Annotated in this window: 15 protein-coding genes; 2 read left to right on the forward strand and 13 right to left on the reverse strand. The window is 41.0% G+C overall.

What is annotated here, in order from left to right; genetic code table 11:
• Nucleotides 1–48: 48 nt before the first annotated feature.
• Both H5180_RS21025 and H5180_RS21030 read right to left on the reverse strand, forming a co-directional pair.
• Entirely contained in the window at nt 49–207 is a 159-nt protein-coding gene (locus H5180_RS21025) for a YqaE/Pmp3 family membrane protein (protein ID WP_064667813.1), read from the reverse strand.
• 64 nt (nt 208–271) lie between these two features.
• Nucleotides 272–835, reverse strand: coding sequence for a BON domain-containing protein (locus tag H5180_RS21030; protein WP_182759013.1), 564 nt, complete (start codon nt 833–835; stop codon nt 272–274).
• A 342-nt stretch (nt 836–1,177) separates the two neighbouring features.
• Here H5180_RS21030 and H5180_RS21035 point away from each other — a divergent pair, with 342 nt between their 5' ends.
• Entirely contained in the window at nt 1,178–1,834 is a 657-nt protein-coding gene (locus H5180_RS21035; RefSeq protein ID WP_145236722.1) for a LiaF domain-containing protein, read from the forward strand.
• A 394-nt stretch (nt 1,835–2,228) separates the two neighbouring features.
• Here H5180_RS21035 and H5180_RS21040 read toward each other — a convergent pair whose 3' ends face one another.
• From H5180_RS21040 to H5180_RS23680, 3 genes are all read right to left on the reverse strand, one after another.
• Nucleotides 2,229–2,645 carry a VOC family protein gene (locus tag H5180_RS21040; protein ID WP_182759015.1) on the reverse strand — a complete coding sequence of 139 codons (417 nt, stop codon included), beginning with the start codon at nt 2,643–2,645 and terminating at the stop codon, nt 2,229–2,231.
• 214 nt (nt 2,646–2,859) lie between these two features.
• A complete protein-coding gene (gene pmbA, locus H5180_RS21045) occupies nt 2,860–4,209 on the reverse strand; it encodes a metalloprotease PmbA (protein WP_145236716.1) in 1,350 nt (449 codons plus the stop codon).
• Nucleotides 4,210–4,470: 261 nt separating this feature from the next.
• Nucleotides 4,471–4,605, reverse strand: a complete 135-nt coding sequence (locus H5180_RS23680) for a hypothetical protein (protein WP_259398338.1) — start codon at nt 4,603–4,605, stop codon at nt 4,471–4,473.
• Nucleotides 4,606–4,616: 11 nt separating this feature from the next.
• On the opposite strand from H5180_RS23680, the gene yjgA reads away from it, so the two are divergent.
• Complete coding sequence (yjgA, locus tag H5180_RS21050) at nt 4,617–5,144, forward strand: ribosome biogenesis factor YjgA (RefSeq protein WP_182732384.1); 528 nt, start codon at nt 4,617–4,619, stop codon at nt 5,142–5,144.
• Nucleotides 5,145–5,694: 550 nt separating this feature from the next.
• Here yjgA and H5180_RS21055 read toward each other — a convergent pair.
• The 8 genes from H5180_RS21055 to secA form a co-directional block, all read right to left on the reverse strand.
• Nucleotides 5,695–7,065: a Gfo/Idh/MocA family protein gene (locus H5180_RS21055; RefSeq protein WP_182759017.1), complete on the reverse strand. Its 1,371-nt coding sequence runs from the start codon at nt 7,063–7,065 to the stop codon at nt 5,695–5,697.
• Nucleotides 7,066–7,342: 277 nt separating this feature from the next.
• The gene (locus tag H5180_RS21060; RefSeq protein WP_182759019.1) at nt 7,343–8,416 is read right to left on the reverse strand and encodes a phosphotransferase enzyme family protein; all 1,074 of its coding nucleotides are present in this window, start codon (nt 8,414–8,416) and stop codon (nt 7,343–7,345) included.
• A 49-nt stretch (nt 8,417–8,465) separates the two neighbouring features.
• Nucleotides 8,466–9,341, reverse strand: a complete 876-nt coding sequence (locus tag H5180_RS21065) for an NTP transferase domain-containing protein (RefSeq protein ID WP_182759018.1) — start codon at nt 9,339–9,341, stop codon at nt 8,466–8,468.
• 1,176 nt (nt 9,342–10,517) lie between these two features.
• Complete coding sequence (locus tag H5180_RS21070; RefSeq protein ID WP_145236699.1) at nt 10,518–12,587, reverse strand: M13 family metallopeptidase; 2,070 nt, start codon at nt 12,585–12,587, stop codon at nt 10,518–10,520.
• 237 nt (nt 12,588–12,824) lie between these two features.
• The gene (locus tag H5180_RS21075; RefSeq protein WP_145236694.1) at nt 12,825–14,369 is read right to left on the reverse strand and encodes a PAS domain-containing methyl-accepting chemotaxis protein; all 1,545 of its coding nucleotides are present in this window, start codon (nt 14,367–14,369) and stop codon (nt 12,825–12,827) included.
• A 577-nt stretch (nt 14,370–14,946) separates the two neighbouring features.
• Nucleotides 14,947–15,402 (reverse strand): REP-associated tyrosine transposase, encoded by a 456-nt coding sequence (locus H5180_RS21080; RefSeq protein ID WP_182732378.1) that lies wholly within the window; start codon nt 15,400–15,402, stop codon nt 14,947–14,949.
• 229 nt (nt 15,403–15,631) lie between these two features.
• Nucleotides 15,632–16,027 carry an 8-oxo-dGTP diphosphatase MutT gene (gene mutT / locus H5180_RS21085; RefSeq protein ID WP_149980579.1) on the reverse strand — a complete coding sequence of 132 codons (396 nt, stop codon included), beginning with the start codon at nt 16,025–16,027 and terminating at the stop codon, nt 15,632–15,634.
• Between the two features lie 546 nt (nt 16,028–16,573).
• Nucleotides 16,574–19,282, reverse strand: coding sequence for a preprotein translocase subunit SecA (gene secA / locus H5180_RS21090; RefSeq protein WP_182732376.1), 2,709 nt, complete (start codon nt 19,280–19,282; stop codon nt 16,574–16,576).
• Nucleotides 19,283–19,646 lie beyond the last annotated feature (364 nt).

Genomic DNA, 19,646 nt, shown 5'->3' on the forward strand with positions numbered 1-19,646 from the left:
CCTTGCCATCTATTGGCTGTTCATCCTTGTTATATTTAAACTGTGACTCTAACGACGTGCGATTATATAAATTGCATGTATTAGACCAGGAATATACCCTAGTAATGTTAACAAAATATTAATCCAAAATTGAGCACCTAAACCAACTTGTAAAAATACACCAAGTGGTGGAATAAGCACTGAAAATATAATTCGTATTAAATCCATGACTCTCACTCCCTGAAATTTGTATAAGAAAGCCCAGCATAACTGGGCATTCGTTGCTTATAGATTATTCAGCTACAATAGTTAAATTATCAACTACATCGCGAACATCTTCAGCATTCTTAGCAATTTTCACCGCTAGCTGTTTTTCAGCATCCGAACCAACAGTACCATTTAGCGTTACCACACCTTTATCGGTATCTACGTCAATATCCGTACCGCCTACTTCAGAATTAAATAAATAGCGTGTTGTAATCACGGTAGTAATTTTAGCATCCGTTAAATCACTTTCTGTGCTATCTGATTTCATCTTCTTGCTTTTTGTATCCGTGTTTTTAACGACCGTTAGCTCGTTATCAACATCAGTTACACCATCTAGACTTAAGATAAGCTCTTCCGCTAACTCTTTATCAAGCTCACTTTCAACCTTACCAGTTAGTACAACCTTGCCATTATTTACATCAGTGTTAATGTCAAAGTTGTTTAAGTTAGTGTTCATTAACAGAACCGTTTCTGCCTTACCATCAATCCAAGCATCTTTACTTTCATTTTCCCAGCTATTTGCTTGAGCACCCATAGCGGTTGTACCAAGAACTAACGCTGCAATAATAGATTTGTTAAATGTTTTCATAATCTTTCTCCTTTTGATTAAAGACAATATGATTAATGCGAACATCAAGCCAACTTTTAAAACATTTAAAATCAATCGCTTAAACTTAATTTCATATAGCACTAGCTTTAGTCTTGGTAATTATTTACAGACTGCTCGGTAATTTATTCTGGTCGTTGCAAAATTAACCATTTAATAGCATTATTCGTTAATCTGTCGTTAATATAACAAACGCACCTAACGAAAATAAATTTAAATTATTGATTACTAAGCTAATTAATAAATGGCCTAAGCTTTGCTTTAACTATTGCAGTACTGACAATCGTAAAATACACCAACAGCATCACTTATAAGGAATACATCATGACTGTAAAATTAGAAGATCGCCCAATTGAGCAAGTGCGTGAACAAGTTATTGATCAATTAATATATAACTACAGTCATGCTGTTATTTCAGCTGATGCTTTTGAGCGTCGATTAGATCAGGCAATGGCTGCGAAAGATAACCAAAGCTTAATTGATTTGGTAAGTGACCTAGAATTAACAACCGATAGTAATTACCAGTGGGAAAAACGTGCGCAGTTTAGCCCAAACTATAGTAATAAAAGCAGCGATGAAACATTGCACTTGCGAAGTATCTTAGGATCAAACGAGCGCAGTGGGCAATGGGTAGTACCAAAAGAAATCCACCTGACGAACTTACTTGGATCTATTGAACTTGATTTCACTGACGCCATATTTCAGCATCAAAATATCACCATCCATGTCAATTGCTTACTAGGCAATGATGAAATTTATGTGCCAGAACACGTCAATGTTGTATCAAAACTGTTCAGTATTATTGGTAGTGTTGAAAACAAATCAGTGTCACTGAATAAACACCAAGGGCCAACCATTACTATCGAAGGAAAAGTTATTCTGGGCTCTGTGGAAATTAAAATTAAGCGCACCATTAAAGAAAAGTTTGTCTCATTCGCCAACAGCCTTAAAACCAGTTGGCAAGATATCAATAAACATTAATGGATAAAACACAGTTAAAGCTTAACACCCGTAGGCGTTAAGCTTGCTGACGCAAAAACACCGAAACAATATTGAATATCGCGGTGGCAAGCCACTCGCCTACAAGTGAGTAATTAAACACTGAGATTAACGTTAACACCCGTAGGCGTTAAGCTTGCTGACGCGAAAACACCACGCCACATTTTGAAACGCGGTGGCAACCCACTCGCCTACAGTGAGTAATTAAACACTGAGATTAACGTTAACACCCGTAGGCGTTAAGCTTGCTAACGCAAAAACACCGAAATAATATTGAATATCGCGGTGGCAAGCCACTCGCCTACAAGTGAATAATTAAACACTGAGATTAACGTTAACACCCGTAGGCGTTGAGCTTGCTGACGCGAAACTAATGTTATAAATCATTATTACGCTCACTAGGAATATCACTTAAATATTCAACAAACTCTACTTCAAACCCTGCGGGGTCAATAAAATACACATTTTTACGAAATGGATTTACCGCACCAGGCTTATCAATACTGTAACCAGCGCTTTCTAAACGCGAAATTACTGCAGCAATATTATTCGTAACATAAGCAAAGTGCGCTAAGCCAACTTGATGTCCGGTTAAGTCACGGTTATGTTGTTCACCATGATCACTCAATGCTAAATACTGAAAATCATCGCCAAAGTGTAACCATTTTCGTGGTTTACCGTACCACTCCCCTTCGCCTTGACTTCTTATAGACCAGTACGGAAAAGCCGCCTTATAAAAGTGCAGCATAGCTTCAACATCATCGACTACCAAATTTACATGCTCTAAATACATAATTAAATTCCTTTATTTAAGTAATTAAAGCCACAATAAAACCTCAAGCAACGTTGAGGTAAAGTGTTTTTTATAAAAGATTTAATAATTGAAAGGTACTAGGTTAAAGGCTAAAGGCAGAGACTAGCTCCATCTAACGTCTAAATAAAACAGCGCGGTATAATGCCGCGCCTACGCAAATTAAAACTTATAGCTTAAGACTTAAAGCTTTAACCTAACTTCCCGCAATCTGCATTTGTTCAATCAATACCGAACCGGTTTGAATTCCACCACGACGCTCTATGTCACCACCTATACCGCTGATGCCTTTAAACATATCTTGCAGTTTACCAGCGATGGTAATTTCGCTTACAGGATATTGTATTTCACCATTCTCAACCCAAAAACCGGCAGCACCACGCGAGTAATCACCGGTTACGGTATTAACGCCTTGGCCCATTAATTCAGTGACCAATAAACCAGTGCCCATCGTTTTTAACAACGCAGCTAAGTCAGCATGAGTTTGTTCTACTAACCAGTTATGAATACCACCAGCATGACCGGTAGGTGTCATATTCATTTTTCGGGCTGCGTAGCTCGCTAATAAGTAAGTTTGCAGATCACCACCTTGAATGATTTCACGGTCGATAGTTTTTACCCCTTCACTATCGAATGGTGAAGACGCTAAACCTTTTAAAATATGCGGGCGCTCTGAAATATTAACGCACTTATTAAATACTTGCGTGCCAAGGCTATCCAACAAAAAGCTCGATTTACGATACAGCGCACCACCACCTATTGCAGACACCAAGTGACCAAACAATGAATTAGCGATATCTGCACGAAAAACAACTGGGACTTTCATGGTACCTAATTTTTTGCTATTGAGCTTAGCAAGAGTTTCACTCGCAGCCTCTAAACCTACTGCCGCAGCATCTTTCAAACCAGCTTGGTCTCGCGCTACGGTATAAGCTGAATCTCGCTGCATTTGCTCACCATCTTTACCAATCACCATAGTACTAATGCTGTGGCGAGTACGCGGGTAACCTGTGATTAGACCATGGCTATTACCATATACGCGTAAACCTTGATGCGATGAAAAACTGGCGCCATCTGAATTAACAATACGCGCATCGGCATTAAGCGCCGCTTGCTCTGCAGCATGACACAGTTCAATGCCCTGCTCAGGGCTGACATCCCACGGGTGGTATAAATCCAAATCAAGCGGAGCAAATTCAAGTAGGTCTTTATCGGCTACGCCATTATGTGGATCATCTGAGGTAAACTTGGCGATATCAATGGCTTTCTCTACCACTGTACGCAGTGTTTTGGGGTTTAAATCAGCTGTTGACGCAGAGCCTTTGTGATTACCAACATACACACTGATCCCCAGTCCACCATCTTGATTAAATTCAATGGTCTCGACTTCACCCATGCGGGTACTAACTGATAAACCTGAGGTGCTCGACATCGCCGCTTCAGCGCCAGTAGCACCGAGTTTTTTCGCGTGTTCTAAAACCTCTGCAACGGCATCTTTTATTTGAGAAATTTGTGTATAAATAGGATCTTGCTGTTGGCTTTTCATATTTTTAGTCCTGAGCTTGGAGCGTTTTGCATGCGCAATCATAATACTTAAATGCTAACACACTCACTGCATTGCATCAGCTAATATTAATCATTAAAAGAATCACGTATATACCCAAGCCACCTCAAGATACAGAATTCAGCGTTTCACAGGGGCTTAATATCAAGGCGTTACTTTGCAAGAATGGCAGTCCCTTTTAAGAAGTAACAACGATGAGAGTAAGTGCCTGTGAAACGCCCAACGGGTTGGTTTAAAAGCGATTTATACTGCGTTATTGATTTTAACAATAGAACCACTATTACTTGCAATCAATGCCTTGCCTAAATCGCTTTTAACTCCAACGACGCTCGCATCTTGAGGTGGTTTGGGTATAATGACTGCAGTTAACGTTATCATATGAGTACCCCATGGCGAAGAAAAAAGGCAAGCCTGCTGAAATTGAAGAAGAAATTATCTATATATCAAAAAGTGAGCTAAAGCGCGAAGCGCAAGAGTTTCATCAGTTAGGTGCTGAAATTGCCAAAATGGGGAAAAAACAGCGCGAGCGCTTACCCTTAAATGACGATTTAAAAGCGGCAATGGTTGTTGCAGACAAAATCAGTAACAAAAGTGATGCATATCGTCGTCACTTAAATTACATCGCAAAAACTTTGCGTACCGTTGAGAATATCGAAGAGATCAACGCTATTATCGACATAATGCTGAATAAAAATAATCAAGCCGAAGTGATGATTAAAAAGATTGAGCAATTACGCGATGATTTAATTGCCCAAGGTGATGATTTAGTCAATCAAACCATTGAGCAGTACCCGAGTATTGATCGTCAAAAGTTACGTCAATTGGTGCGTAATGCGGCAAAAGAAGTAAAAATTGAAAAGCCAGCTAAAGGCTATAAAGAGCTATTTCAATATCTTAAAGAAAGTATCATGCGCTAAACTACATTTAGTGTAGTAATGAATTGCCTATATTCAGTCTGGGTATAAACACCCGCTATTTATAGGCAGTTACCGTTTAGTAAGCAGTAACGCCTCCCTCGCAGCAAATTAAAACACCGTAGGCGTTGAGCTTGCTGACGCAAAAACTCCGAGCCACATTTTGAAACGCGGTGGCAAGCCACTCGCCTACAAGTGATTAATTACACATCAAAGTAAAATTTAACACTGAGATAAACCTTAACACCGAAGGCGTTGATCTTGCTGACGCACCAACACCACTCCACATTTTGAAACGCGGTGGCAAACCACCCGCCTACAAGTAATTAATTAAAACATCAAAGTAAAATTTAACTCCCGTAGGCGTTAAGCTTGCTGACGTAAAACACCACACCACATTTTAAAAACGCGGTGGCAAGCCACTCGCCTACAAATAATTAATTAGACACCAAAGTAAAATTTAACACTGAGATAAACCTTAACACCCGTAGGCGTTGAGCTTGCTGACGCAAAACACAATATGCGCGAGTTTGCCTCGCGCAACTCTTAGCATTTAACCTACAATTGCTAGCGGTTTGGCACTTTGCCATGCCCCGCGGGTAAAATCTGGAATATCAATTGACGCACTACGATTACTAACTGACTGTGCTGACAGCGGTGATATAACAGACCAAGCAGCGCCGTCGTAAACATCTTGATCAAGCGCCTCACCATTACGTAAACAATAAATCATCCGCCAAAACATTAAGAAGTCCATGCCGCCATGGCCGCCGTTACGCTCTGCCTCTTCGCCCATTTTGGTCCACAGTGGGTGGTCGTATTTTTTATACCAATCAGCCATTTCGTAATCCCACTCATGGAAGCTCTTCGAACCACCATCTTCCAGCGCAATACGATTCGGAAAACCGGCAAACACACCGTTAGTGCCTTGAATTAAATTATGGCGTGAGTACGGCCGTGGCGTAGTGGTATCATGTTGAACCATAATACTGCGCCCTTTTACTGTTTTGATAAGCGTAGTATTCATATCTCCAGCAATATAATTAAGCTGATTACGTTGATGATCGGCTGGAAATTCTTTCTTTGCATAGGCGCTACGGCCCAGTGCAGGTGAACTCATCGAGGTTAAAAAATCAAACCGATCGCCGCGATTAATATTCATATATTGTGACACAGGGCCTAAACCGTGCGTTGGATACAAATTACCGTTTCGTTTTGCATGCCAAGCGGTACGCCAAGAACCAGTTTTATGCTCCACTTCTTTCATTTGCCAACGTAATTCATGAATATACGCCGCCTCACCATGTAGCAGCTCACCAAACACACCTTGGCGAACCATATTCAATACCATTAACTCATCACGACCATAGTTGACATTTTCCATCATCATACAGTTCTTTTGCGTGCGCTCAGCGGTATCAACTAGTTGCCACATTTCTTCAACCGTCAATGCTAATGGCACTTCAACAAAAGCATGCTTGCCACTATTCATGGTATCGATTGCCATCGGTGCATGCCACGACCATGGCGTAGAAATAATCACAATATCAATATCATCGCGATTAAGCATTGCTTGATAGGCATTATCGGCGCCAGTATAAAGTGCAGGCTTAGCCAACCCTTTGTCAGTGAGATAGTTAGCTGAACGCTGTAATACTTCGTCATGGGTATCACATATTGCTTTAATTTCTGTACCAGCAATATGACTCATACGCTTTACGTGGCCAAAACCACGCTGCCCTAAACCTATAAACCCAACCCGTACTACATCCATTTTTGGCGCGACAAGACCAATCACAGAGCGCCCTTGCGCTGGGGGAGTAATAACGCCACTTTGAGTACCCGTGGCACATCCTGAAATCACACTAGCCGCTGCCGTAGCACTCGCGGCTTTTAAAAAATCTCGACGATTAAACTGCTTCATTATTATTATCCTAGAACTAATCTAGTTTTAACTTACCTAAAACAGCTTAGGAGGTAAAGCAGATGGGGATGGATAGCATAGGAAAAGAAGGAGTTAGAATTAACCTTAACCCTTGGTATTTAACCAATCTCAATCGACGATGTAGGAAATGGCTTTAGCCATGAATTTTATAAGCCGCGCCTACGCTTTAAAACATAGGTACTAGGTTATAGGCTCTAGGCCCTAGTAACTTCCCTAGTACCTTTATCTTCCTAGCACCTTTAACCTTTAACCTTTATCACACATCTCTTAAAATAGCTTTAAGCGTGGTTTTTTTTGCGAGAATATCACGATATAAAGCAAACTGATTTTGCGCACGTTCTAAGTTATGGTTAGCATGCTTGATTGAAAAATAATGATCACCGTCAATGTAATCAGTTAAAAAACGTAGGCCAATCATAAAGGTCATTACTTTGGTGCCTAACCAAAAGCTTTGTTTTTCTTGTTCGGTAATCAAGTCTTTCAAAGGCTCTACATAACCTTTGACTACCGCTGCAAAAACCTCTTCACGCACACATACATTAGCTAAATCCGTTGAATCTTCTTGTTCAGGAGAGCAAAAAGTACGCACCATATCACCAAAATCATACAACCAATAACCAGGCATACAGGTGTCTAAATCAATCACTGCTTTGGCATCATTTGATGTATTACAAAACAGCATATTATTAATTTTAGTATCATTATGACATGGTCGAACCGGTACAATGCCCGTCAATGCTTTAAGCTCATCAATTAAGCCAAATTGCGCGAAACAAAAATCAACGTCAGCTTGGCAGCTGGCTAAGCGCTGCTGTGGATCTTTTGCAATCACAGCTTTGAGCTTTTCAGCGCGCATCGCTAAATTATGAAAATCAGGAATAACATGATGTAGTTGCTTGGCATCAAAATCTTCTAAAGCAACAGCAAATTGACCAAATGCATTGGCTGCAGTTTGCGCTTGTGAAGTATTTAAAACTACATCTTCACTATAACTGCCGCCAATAAATTCGAGTGCGCGCCAAACACCGTTATCACAATCAACTAAATAGTTATTTTCAACTGTAGGAACATGGCGGATGATTGCTAAATCATACTCGCCTAATTGACGTTTTTTAGTTAAATGACGTTCAATTAAACGAGCATTTTTAACTAACATATCTGGTTCAGGAAAAACCTCGGTATTTAGTTTTTGAACAACTAATGATTTTTTTGGTGCAGTTAATAGCATAGTGCTATTTATGTGACCACTACCAATTGGCTTCATGCTGATTTTTTCACTACCAAGACCAAAACTCTCAGACAAGTAAACCGCAATGGAATTTGACTTCATACTTACTTCGCTATTGTTGTGCCCTGGAAAAGGCAAGATCGGGGCTAGTTCATCCGTGACGTAATTCATATAATTTACCTGTAACATCCTGTAATTCTGATTTATAAGTCACTCCATACCACGACTCTTTTGCGGTATATATGGTAACTATTTGTTGATTAGATGTGATCGCTTGTTGAACTTGATCGGGTAAATAATACTCCATTCTGACACCGTTGTCATACTTTTGCAGAAACTCGTCAAAGCCTGCTTCTAGGCAGTCAAAAAATGTTGGCGTAATTGCCCAAAAACTCATTGATGCCAACGCATCCACGGCAATTTTCTCACGGAGCCCCTGCGGATTGTCACCCATTATTTGACCGTTCTCGTGCTGAATATTTAAATACTCAACAACATCAATTAATTGGTTATTTTTAACTTGGCATACGCCTCTATTCACCCCTCCTTGATCTGACAAAGTATCAATAATTGGGTAACCCACCATAGCCCAACTAGTCAGGTTTTTAAAATGTTCAGCGAGTAATAAAAATGACGACGCGCCATAATAATCATCGGCTGTGATGACGATCGCGGGGTTATGAACATGATCTTTAGCGCATAATAAAGCATGCCCGGTGCCCCAAGGCTTACTTCGCTGTTGTGCAAGTAATTGGAATTGTTCTGGCACTGAATCAATGCGTTGTTCAACCAACACAACATCAATCCCCATTGGTAAGCGCGGTAAAATCACTTGCTCAATCTCGCTGCGCACAGCCTGATTGATCACTAATACAACCTGAGTTACTCCTGCGGCAACAGCATCAGCAATACTCAACTCCATAATGGTACAACCCAACCCAGCAATCTCAGCGATTTGTTTATTGCCACCAAAGCGAGTACCCAAGCCACCCGCGAGGACGACTAAACTTAGATGATGTTTTTTCATTTTTAATCAGCTTTAACGTTTAATAAAGCTGAGTTTACCAGTTTCAACCGCCAGATCTAGCTATCGGAGCTAGGTTTTAGGGGATAGGTTCTAGCCTAGCACCTAGTCACTTCCCTAGCATCCAGTACCTTTTTTAACCTTTCGCGGTGGCAAGCCACTAGCCTACAAGTAATAAATTACACATCAAAGTAAAATTTAACACCCGTAGGCGTTAAGCTTGCTGACGCATAAACACCGAAACAATATTGAATATCGCGGTGGCAAGCCACTCGCATACCAGTAATTAATTAAACATCAAATAAAATTTAACACCGTAGGCGTTGAGCTTGCTGACGCACAAACACCGAGCTACATTTTAAAAACGCGGTGGCAAGCCACTCGCCTACAAGTGATTAATTAGACACCAAAGTAAACTTTAACACCCGTAGGCGTTAAGCTTGCTGACGCACAAACACCACGCCACATTTTGAAACGCGGTGGCAAGCCACTCGCCTACAAGTAATTAATTAAAACATCAAAGTACAACTTAACTCCCGTAGGCGTTGAGCTTGCTGACGCACAAACACCACGCCACATTTAAAATGCGGTGGCAAGCCACTCGCCTACAAGTGATTAATTACACATCAAAGTAAACTTTAACACCATAGGCGTTGAGCTTGCTGACGCACAAACTCCGAGCCACATTTAAAATGCGGTGGCAAGCCACTCGCCTACAAGTAATTAATTAAACATCAAAGTAAACTTTAACACCCGTAGGCGTTAAGCTTGCTGACGCACAAACACCGTTCCACATTTAAAATGCGGTGGCAAGCCACTCGCCTACAAATAATTAATTAGACACCAAAGTAAAATTTAACACTGAGATAAACCTTAACATCGAAGGCGTTAAGCTTGCTGACGCACCAACACCGAGCCACATTTAAAACGCGGTGGCAAGCCACTCGCCTACAAGTGATTAATTACACATCAAAGTAAACTTTCACACCGTAGGCGTTAAGCTTGTTGACGCACAAAGAGAAGACAATGAGGGTAAATGCCATGGGCTTCGAGCAACGCGCTCCTAGTCACTTCCCTAGCACCTAGCCCCTTTCTCATTAACCTTTAACCTTTTACTCCCCCTCAAAACAAAAACGGCGGCCTAAGCCACCGTTTAATCATCAGACTAATAAAAACTAATTACCAAATTTTTACGCGATCAGCTGGTTTGATATACATTTTGTCGCCTTCTTTAACGTCAAATGCTTGATAAAACTCAGGCATATTCGACAAGATACCGATCACGCGGTAATGGCTTGGTGAATGCGGATCTGTCATTAGGCGGTTACGTAGCTCTTCGTCACGGTATTTACGACGCCAAATTTGCGACCAACCCATAAAGAAGCGCTGATCACCGGTATAACCATCAATCACTGGCGCTTTATCGCCACCTAGCGATAACTGATAAGCAGTGAAAGCAACCGTTAGGCCACCTAAATCGCCAATATTCTCACCTAAGGTCAATTGACCATTAACGCTGGCATCTGCAAATGGTTGATACTCGTTATACTGTGCAACTAACTGACCAGTACGCTCTTCAAACTGTTTAAGGTCTGACTCGCTCCACCAATCACGTAAATTACCATCCCCATCATACTTAGCACCTTGGTCATCAAAACCATGCCCTAACTCGTGACCAATTACCGCACCAATTGCACCGTAGTTAACCGCATCATCAGCTTCTAAGTTAAAAAATGGTGGTTGTAAAATTGCCGCAGGAAATACAATTTCGTTATTCACCGGGTTATAGTAAGCATTGACTGTTTGTGGTGTCATGTGCCATTCAGAACGATCCACTGGCTTGCCTAGCTTGTCAATCATATCAGCATAAGCCCATTCACTATGACGAATATAGTTACCAACTAAATCATCCGCATTAATGCTTAACTGTGAATAGTCTTTCCAGTTATCAGGGTAGCCAATTTTTGGGGTAAACTTATCTAGTTTTTCTTTTGCAGCAAGCTTGGTTTCTGGGCTCATCCACTCAAGATTTTCAATTGCAACGCCATAGCCTTTGATCACGTTATCAACTAACTCTTCCATGCGCGCTTTTGCTTCTGGCGGGAAATTGTCTTTAACGTACACTTTTCCTAAAATTTCACCTAACACTTCATTTGATGCATCCACGGCTTGTTTCCAAAGCGGAGTTTGCTCTTTTACGCCGCGCAATGTGGTGCTGTAAAAGTTAAAGTTTAAATCAACCAGATCTTTATCTAATATACCTGCATAGTTACTTACTAAATGAAATTTAAGGTATTGTTGCCACGTTTCAAGATCTGTCGTTTTATAAATATCAGCAAATTTTTCAAAGTAGCTAGGCTGACTGACGATAATATCTTGTACGTTTACACCAGACGCTTTGAAGTATTCAGCAAGGTCAAACTCACCTGTTAGCTGACTTGCATCACTCACGCTCATTTTGTTATAAGACTTTGTAGCATCACGACTTTCAACACGCGTCCACTGTGCATCAGCAATACTGGTTTCAAGTGCAATAATTGCTTTAGCAGCTTCATCGGCTTTTTCTACACCAGCGCGTTTTAGAACGTCAGCAATGTAAACTTGGTATGCGGCACGAATTTTAGTGAACTTTTCGTCGTCTTTTAAATAATAATCACGATCCGGTAAGCCAAGGCCTGATTGATACGCATATAATGCATTTTCACTCGAGTTCTTAGCGTCATTATTTACATACCAACCAAATGGCACCGCGCCACCCTGAATACGTATTTGCGCCATAAGTGCGACTAAATCAGACTTATTTTTAACACCATCAATAGCAGTTAACGGGCCATTTAGCGGTGTTATACCTAATTCATCACGCTTGGCTTCATTCATGTAACTCTTAAAGAACGCACCTAGCTTATATTCATCAGTTCCAGCTTTAGCAGCTGTATTAGCAGCCGCTTGTTCAAGCACTGTTTTCATTGCGGCTTGAGAGTCGTCATACAATTGTGAGAATGAACCGTAATTTGATTTATCACCAGGGATTTCAGTCGTCGCCAACCATTGACCATTAATGTGATAATAAAAATCATCCTGTGCACGGACCGACTTATCTATATTTGCTAATTCAATACCTGAATTAAGAGCTGTTTTCACTTCACTAACAGCATTGCTTTCTGGCGCTTTAACATCTTGTTGTTCACCACAGCCAACTAGGCCCAGCGCAAGTGCAATACTTGCTGCAGTGAGCGATATTTTTTTCATGGGAATCCCGTAAATCATTATTGTTGATAATACAAACCGTTTAAGCAGCTTAATAATTAGCTGCTCGCTGATCCCATCATAAACCTCATCGGAGCAACAATAAAATCGAATATGTAACAATTCGTATCAAAACTCTAATACGGTTATCGATCACACTGCTTTAGCAGTCATTGATTATCTAAGATTGGATTAAAAAACTTACAAACGTATTAATTTATTATCCGAAGCTCAGGCTGATTATTTAAACCTTACCACTAGCTCGTGCAGCGCCTCCGATACTGTTTTTAATAATGAAATAGCCTCAGCGGTATCTTTTGCATCAGTAAAACTGTGGTTAGCTAGCTCTGAAATTCGTAAAATTTGCTGATTCACGTCTTCTGCAACATGTGACTGCTGTTCAACAGCCGTTGCCATTTGGGTCGACATACCGGCAATTTCACTTACCGCTTCAGATACACCTTTAAGCATTTCGCTACTTTGCAGCACTTGAGTCAAACCATGCTGGGCATTTTTACCACCTTTTTCGGCAACATCCACCGCACGCGTTGCCCGTGTTGTTAACTCATTCACTATGTCATAAATATCTTTAGTGGAGTCTTGAGTACGTTTAGCTAAATTACGAACCTCATCGGCCACCACTGCGAAGCCACGCCCTTGCTCACCAGCACGTGCCGCTTCAATGGCAGCATTCAGTGCTAATAAATTTGTTTGCTCAGCAATTTGCTCGATCATTTGTGCTGCTTCAGCAATATTTTTAGTTTGCTCAGACACACGCTGTACCGACTCGCTTATTTCAACAACTGTGTCGCGTAGCTGTTCAATAGCTTGCTGTGTGGCATTGGCAATTTGCCCGCCTCTAATAGTCAACTCGTTAGCAATATCGGCATGTGATGCGGTATCAGTAACATGCTTTGCCACATCAGCAATCGTGGTGGCCATTTGATTCATGGCCGCTGCGGCTTGCATAGTTTCGTTTTGCTGTTGCTCAATTTTATCAAGCATGGTTTTAGTTAAGCGCTCGCCAATATCAGACTGCTGCGACACATTCTTAGACTCATTTTCAATACGGGTGATCACCGCCCCTAAGTGCGCTTGCTGACTTTTAATTGCCACTTTTAAATAGCCTAAGTCACCCGTGTCATCGGTATAGCTGCTAACCGCCAGCGAATGAGAAAACGCGCCAGATAACATTTCATTAAGTGCATGCACCAAGCGTTTTTTAGCTATTTGCCCCCATATTGCATAACTTAATGTCGCAGCAATAAATAGCAATAACGCGGCATTTTGCCAGCCCATCGCAAATAACAACAGCGCTATAATAGCGGCAATAATTAAGGCAATATTCTCTACTGCAATAGGCAAGCTTAGCTGTTTATTATTTACTATATTTTTATATAATGCGTCAGCCCGTTTTACATCAACTCGACTAGGGCATGAGCGTACTGACTCATAACCAGTCACTTTACCGCGCTCAGTCACAGGGGTGACATAAGCATCAACCCAATAAAAATCGCCATTTTTACAACGGTTTTTAACTAAGCCCATCCAAGGTTTGCCCGCCTTTAAATGCTCCCACATCACTTTATAAGCAAGAGAAGGCATGTCTGGATGCCGCACAATATTATGTGGTTGGCCTATTAATTGCTCTTTAGTAAAACCACTAATGGCTACAAACTCATCATTACAATCAACAATTTGACCTTTTAAATCAGTCACAGATATGAGTTTAGAGCCACTAGGAAAAGTTCTTTCTGTCGTAGTGACGGGAAGATTTTCGCGCATATTTATCCCTTAAATTATCAACGCTTAAAATATAGTCTAAAAAGCACAGCACACCAAATTATCTAAAAAAACAACTCTTTTCGCGGTGGCAAGCCACTCACCTACAAGCAATTAATTAAACACCAGAGTAAAATTTAACACCGAGATAAACTTTAACTCCCGTAGGCGTTGAGCTTGCTGACGCAAACACACCAGGGCACATTTCAAAACGCGGTGGCAAGCCACTCGCCTACAAGTAATTAATTAAACATCAAAGTAAAATTTAACACCCGTAGGCGTCGAGCTTGCTGACGCAAAACACCACGCCACATTTTGAAACGCGGTGGCAAGCCACTCGCCTACAAGTGATTAATTAGACATCAAGTACAACTTAACTCCCGTAGGCGTTGAGCTTGCTGACGCAAAACACCACAACACATTTTAAAACGCGGTGGCAAGCCACTCGCCTACAAGTGATTAATTAGACACCAAAGTAAACTTTAACACCCGTAGGCGTTAAGCTTGCTGACGCACAAACACCGTTCCACATTTAAAATGCGGTGGCATATTACGAAAGAGTAGATTAGATGTACTGGGATTAATTTAAATATACACAATTCCAAAATGGATAATCACCCACACTTTTAACCAAGCCAGCCCTGAGCGGGTTTGCAACTATATATCTAGCTTGGTTAAGTAAATCGTCATCAGATCTAAGCTTGTGATCATAAAAGTTAGCTTGCCAAATTTTTCCGCTAGAAAGTAAATAACGGTTCAATTTAATCGTAGTAATACTTTTAAATTGACCAATAACTTTGGATAAATCATCAGTATTTCTAAGCTGAAATAGCCAATGCAAGTGATCAGGCATTAATGAAAAACAAATTGTCTTAAGGTTTCCCGAATGCGAAAAAAAATGTAACTCCCTCATAATTAAACAGCTACTATCAAAATCACAAAAAAGCTGCATTCTATTTTCAGTACAAATTGTAACTGAGTAATAATGATTAATTATCGAGCATCGCCCTTTAGTCCGCTTACTGGTATCAACCATTACTTTCCCTCAATTAACTACAAGTAAATATAGCAATTAATCGAGATCCCTCCAGTAAAGATTGAGCTTTCTTAATAAACACGGAATTTTAAAACGCGGTGGCAAGCCACTCGCCTACAAGTGATTAAACACCGAGATAAACTTTAACACCGTAGGCGTTGAGCTTGCTGACGCAAAACACCACACCACATTTTAAAAACGCGGTGGCAAGCCACCCGCCTAGGTAAATTTAAACATCCACTTTTATTTTTTCGATAATCTCTACGTTGGCGGCAGGAAAATTGTAATCGTCTAACTTATCAATCGCGACCCATGCACTTTGCTGACCTTCTGCGCCATGGGCTTGGCCGCTAAAATCAGTAACTAAATGCACGTCGAGTTTTACACATTTATCGCCATAATCATGCTCAATAACCATCAGCTCGCTTGAACTATTAATTGTTAAACCTACTTCTTCTTGAAGCTCGCGCTTTAGTGCTTCGAATACGGTTTCGCCAGCTTCTACTTTGCCGCCCGGAAACTCCCACAAACCACCTTGGTGTTTATCGTCAGGGCGCTTACAGATAAATAGTGTGTTATCTGCTTTGATAACCCCCACCGCTACATGCACAATTTTCTTATTCATCGTAATACCTTAATTAAAACCGCGCGGCATAAAGCCGCGCTTACAAGTAATTAATTAAACATCAGAGTAAAGTTTAACACCCGTAGGCGTTAAGCTTGCTGACGCAAAAGCACCGAAACAATATTGAATATCGCGGTGGCAAGCCACTCGCCTACAAGTGATTAAACACCAGAGTAAAATGCAACACCCGTAGGCGTTGAGCTTGCTGACGCAAAAACACCGAAACAATATTGAATATCGCGGTGGCAAGCCACTCGCCTACAAGTGATTTAACACCAGAATACAATTTAACACCGCAGGCGTTAAGCTTGCTGACGCACAAAAACCGAAACAATATTGAATATCGCGGTGGCAAGCCACTCGCCTACAAGTAATTAATTAGACACCAGAGTAAAATTTAACACCCGTAGGCGTTGAGCTTGCTGACGCAAAAACACCACACCACATTTTAAAAACGCGGTGGCAAGCCACTCGCCTGATATTTAACCTTACAAACAAAAAAAGCGACGCAGGCGTCGCTTTTTAATTGTTAATTATAACATTTGGTTATTTTAACTTACCACAACACTGTTTGAACTTTTGACCCGAGCCACACGGGCAAGGTTCGTTGCGGCCAACTTTTGGCTCTGCGCGTGATGTTACGACCGCACCTTTTGGTGCTTCGCCGCCTACGTGCTCAACCTCTTCATGTTGATATTCGCGAGGAGCATTTTCACTTTGGCGGTGTTGCTCTTCAATTTTTTCAACATCTTCTTCAGCACGTACTTGTACTTTACTTAAAATACTAACTACATCAATTTTCAGGTTCTCAAGCATTTCAGAGAACAACTCAAACGACTCACGCTTGTACTCTTGCTTAGGATTCTTTTGCGCATAGCCACGTAAATGAATACCTTGGCGAAGGTGATCCATCGCAGCAAGGTGATCTTTCCAATGTTGATCCAAGCTTTGTAGCATGATTGCTTTTTCAAACTGACGAAGTACAGAATCGCCAACTTGTTGCTCTTTCTGTTTGTAAGCTTGCTCTACTGACTCTTCAATACGCTCACGTAACTTTTCTTCGTAAAGTTTGTTATCGTCAGCTAACCATTGTGTAATCGGTAACTCAATTAAGAAGTCTTGTTTTAAGCGCTCTTCAAGGCCCGGAATATCCCACATTTCAGCTAAACTTTGTGGTGCAATGTATTGGTCAATAGTGTTGCCCAATACGTCGCCACGAATAACCGTGATAGTCTCTGAAATATCGCCTTCTTCAAGCAACTCATTACGTTGTGAGTAAACAACACGACGTTGGTCGTTTGCTACATCATCGTATTCAAGCAACTGTTTACGCACATCAAAGTTACGTGCTTCAACTTTACGTTGCGCGTTTTCAATGGCACGGTTAACCCATGGATGCTCAATCGCTTCGCCACGTTGCATACCTAGTTTACGCATCATATTAGTCATACGTTCACCAGCGAAGATACGCATTAATGCGTCATCCATCGATAGATAAAAACGGCTTGAACCGGCGTCACCTTGACGGCCAGAACGACCACGTAACTGGTTATCGATACGGCGTGATTCGTGACGCTCAGTACCAATGATATGTAAACCACCAGCAGCAATTACTGCATCATGGCGAATTTGCCATGCTTCTTTAATCGCTTTAATTTGCTCATCAGTTGGGTTTTCAAGTTTTTCAACTTCGCTATTCCAGTTACCGCCTAACACGATATCAGTACCACGACCGGCCATGTTAGTTGCGATTGTTACTGTGCCTGGTAAACCAGCATCGGCAACGATGTCTGCTTCTTGGGCATGGAATTTAGCATTAAGTACGTTGTGCTTGATTTTTTCTTTACGTAAAAATTGCGATAAATATTCAGAGCTTTCGATTGAAATCGTACCTACCAATACTGGCTGGCCGCGCTCTTGGCAATCTTTAATATCGATTAGAATGGCTTCGTATTTTTCTTCTTGCGTTAAGTAAACTAAATCAGCGCGATCTTCACGGATCATCGGCTTATTAGTTGGCATAACAACAGTATCTAGACCATAGATTGACTGAAACTCAAATGCTTCAGTGTCGGCAGTACCGGTCATACCTGCAAGGGTATCGTAAATACGGAAGTAGTTTTGGAATGTAATTGACGCTAACGTTTGGTTTTCGTTTTGAATTTTTACATTTTCTTTTGCTTCAACAGCTTGATGCAAACCTTCAGACCAACGACGCCCTTCCATTGTACGGCCAGTGTGTTCATCAACAATGATTACTTCGTTTTCTTTTACAACGTAATCAATGTCTTTTTGATACAGCTTATGGGCACGTAATGCCGCATAAATATGGCTAAGCAGGGTAATACTCGCAGCAGAATAAAGCGAGTCGCCCTCAGCTATCAAACCACGTTCAATCAGTAATTCTTCAACTTTAATTTGACCACGTTCAGTTAAATGAACTTGCTTGGCTTTTTCATCAATAGTGAAATCACCATCGCCTTCAATACCTTCTTCGTCTTCTTTCTCTTGTAACTCAAGAAGCGGAACTATGGTATTGATTTCAGCATATAACTGCGAGCTATCTTCAGCAGGACCTGAGATGATCAGTGGAGTACGGGCTTCATCAATTAAGATTGAGTCAACTTCATCGACTACCGCATAGTAAAGTGGACGTTGCACGCGTTCGTTAATGCTAAACGCCATATTGTCACGCAAGTAATCAAAACCAAATTCGTTATTGGTACCGTAGGTAATATCAGCGGCGTAGGCTTCTTTTTTCTGTTGCGGCATCATACCCGGTACATTACAGCCAACAGTTAAACCTAAAAATTCAAATAATGGGCGGTTAGTTTCAGCATCGCGCTTGGCAAGGTAGTCATTCACGGTAATTACGTGAACACCTTTACCCGTTATACCACGTAAGTATGCTGGTAAACTTGCGGTAAGGGTTTTACCCTCACCAGTACGCATTTCTGCGATGCGGCCTTGGTGTAAAACCATACCACCTAGCAACTGCACGTCAAAGTGACGCATACCATTTACACGTTTTGATGCTTCACGTACCACAGCAAACGCTTCTGGTAGAATGTCATCAAGACTTTGTCCGTTATCGTAACGCTCTCTAAACTCTGCTGTTTTGGCTTTTAAATCTTCGTCTGAAAGCGCTTCAAGTTGCGTTTCAAGCGCGTTGATCAGCGCGACCGTCTTTCTTAAATTTTTAATAGTGCGGTCATTGCGACTACCAAAAATCTTGGTAAATAAATTAGATATCATGATAAAACCGTTACAATGTGTTCTTTGCTAGCCGAGTATCAGCTAACCCATTTTTATAATTACTAATTAATAGATTACTCACACGAGCACATATTAATTAGCAATTTCGAGAAACGTTGTGAAATACAGCGTTCAATACGTGCGCTACTATACCAGACTCTGCGAAACATCAAACCATCGCGTAGTTAAGATATCAGTTTTCTGCAAGAAAATTTAAAATAAGCCGTAAACATAACTTTAATTAAGACTATAAAATTATATTAACTATGAAGATATGGAGGTGGATAAAAGAAAATCAAGGGGAGTATAAGAACTTAGGTTCTAGGTTCTAGGTTCTAGGTTCTAGGTTCTAGGTTCTAGGTTC

Origin of the sequence: Pseudoalteromonas sp. SR41-4, assembly GCF_014163985.1 — a bacterium.
Taxonomy (GTDB): Bacteria; Pseudomonadota; Gammaproteobacteria; order Enterobacterales; family Alteromonadaceae; genus Pseudoalteromonas; species Pseudoalteromonas rhizosphaerae.

What these genes read in the sequence shown, in the direction of transcription:
- H5180_RS21025 (WP_064667813.1), bottom strand. Translation starts at nt 207, where the DNA reads ATGGATTTAATACGAATTATATTTTCAGTGCTTATTCCACCACTTGGT.
- H5180_RS21030 (WP_182759013.1), bottom strand. Translation starts at nt 835, where the DNA reads ATGAAAACATTTAACAAATCTATTATTGCAGCGTTAGTTCTTGGTACA.
- H5180_RS21035 (WP_145236722.1), top strand. Translation starts at nt 1,178, where the DNA reads ATGACTGTAAAATTAGAAGATCGCCCAATTGAGCAAGTGCGTGAACAA.
- H5180_RS21040 (WP_182759015.1), bottom strand. Translation starts at nt 2,645, where the DNA reads ATGTATTTAGAGCATGTAAATTTGGTAGTCGATGATGTTGAAGCTATG.
- pmbA (WP_145236716.1), bottom strand. Translation starts at nt 4,209, where the DNA reads ATGAAAAGCCAACAGCAAGATCCTATTTATACACAAATTTCTCAAATA.
- H5180_RS23680 (WP_259398338.1), bottom strand. Translation starts at nt 4,605, where the DNA reads ATGATAACGTTAACTGCAGTCATTATACCCAAACCACCTCAAGATGCG.
- yjgA (WP_182732384.1), top strand. Translation starts at nt 4,617, where the DNA reads ATGGCGAAGAAAAAAGGCAAGCCTGCTGAAATTGAAGAAGAAATTATC.
- H5180_RS21055 (WP_182759017.1), bottom strand. Translation starts at nt 7,065, where the DNA reads ATGAAGCAGTTTAATCGTCGAGATTTTTTAAAAGCCGCGAGTGCTACG.
- H5180_RS21060 (WP_182759019.1), bottom strand. Translation starts at nt 8,416, where the DNA reads ATGAAGTCAAATTCCATTGCGGTTTACTTGTCTGAGAGTTTTGGTCTT.
- H5180_RS21065 (WP_182759018.1), bottom strand. Translation starts at nt 9,341, where the DNA reads ATGAAAAAACATCATCTAAGTTTAGTCGTCCTCGCGGGTGGCTTGGGT.
- H5180_RS21070 (WP_145236699.1), bottom strand. Translation starts at nt 12,587, where the DNA reads ATGAAAAAAATATCGCTCACTGCAGCAAGTATTGCACTTGCGCTGGGC.
- H5180_RS21075 (WP_145236694.1), bottom strand. Translation starts at nt 14,369, where the DNA reads ATGCGCGAAAATCTTCCCGTCACTACGACAGAAAGAACTTTTCCTAGT.
- H5180_RS21080 (WP_182732378.1), bottom strand. Translation starts at nt 15,402, where the DNA reads ATGGTTGATACCAGTAAGCGGACTAAAGGGCGATGCTCGATAATTAAT.
- mutT (WP_149980579.1), bottom strand. Translation starts at nt 16,027, where the DNA reads ATGAATAAGAAAATTGTGCATGTAGCGGTGGGGGTTATCAAAGCAGAT.
- secA (WP_182732376.1), bottom strand. Translation starts at nt 19,282, where the DNA reads ATGATATCTAATTTATTTACCAAGATTTTTGGTAGTCGCAATGACCGC.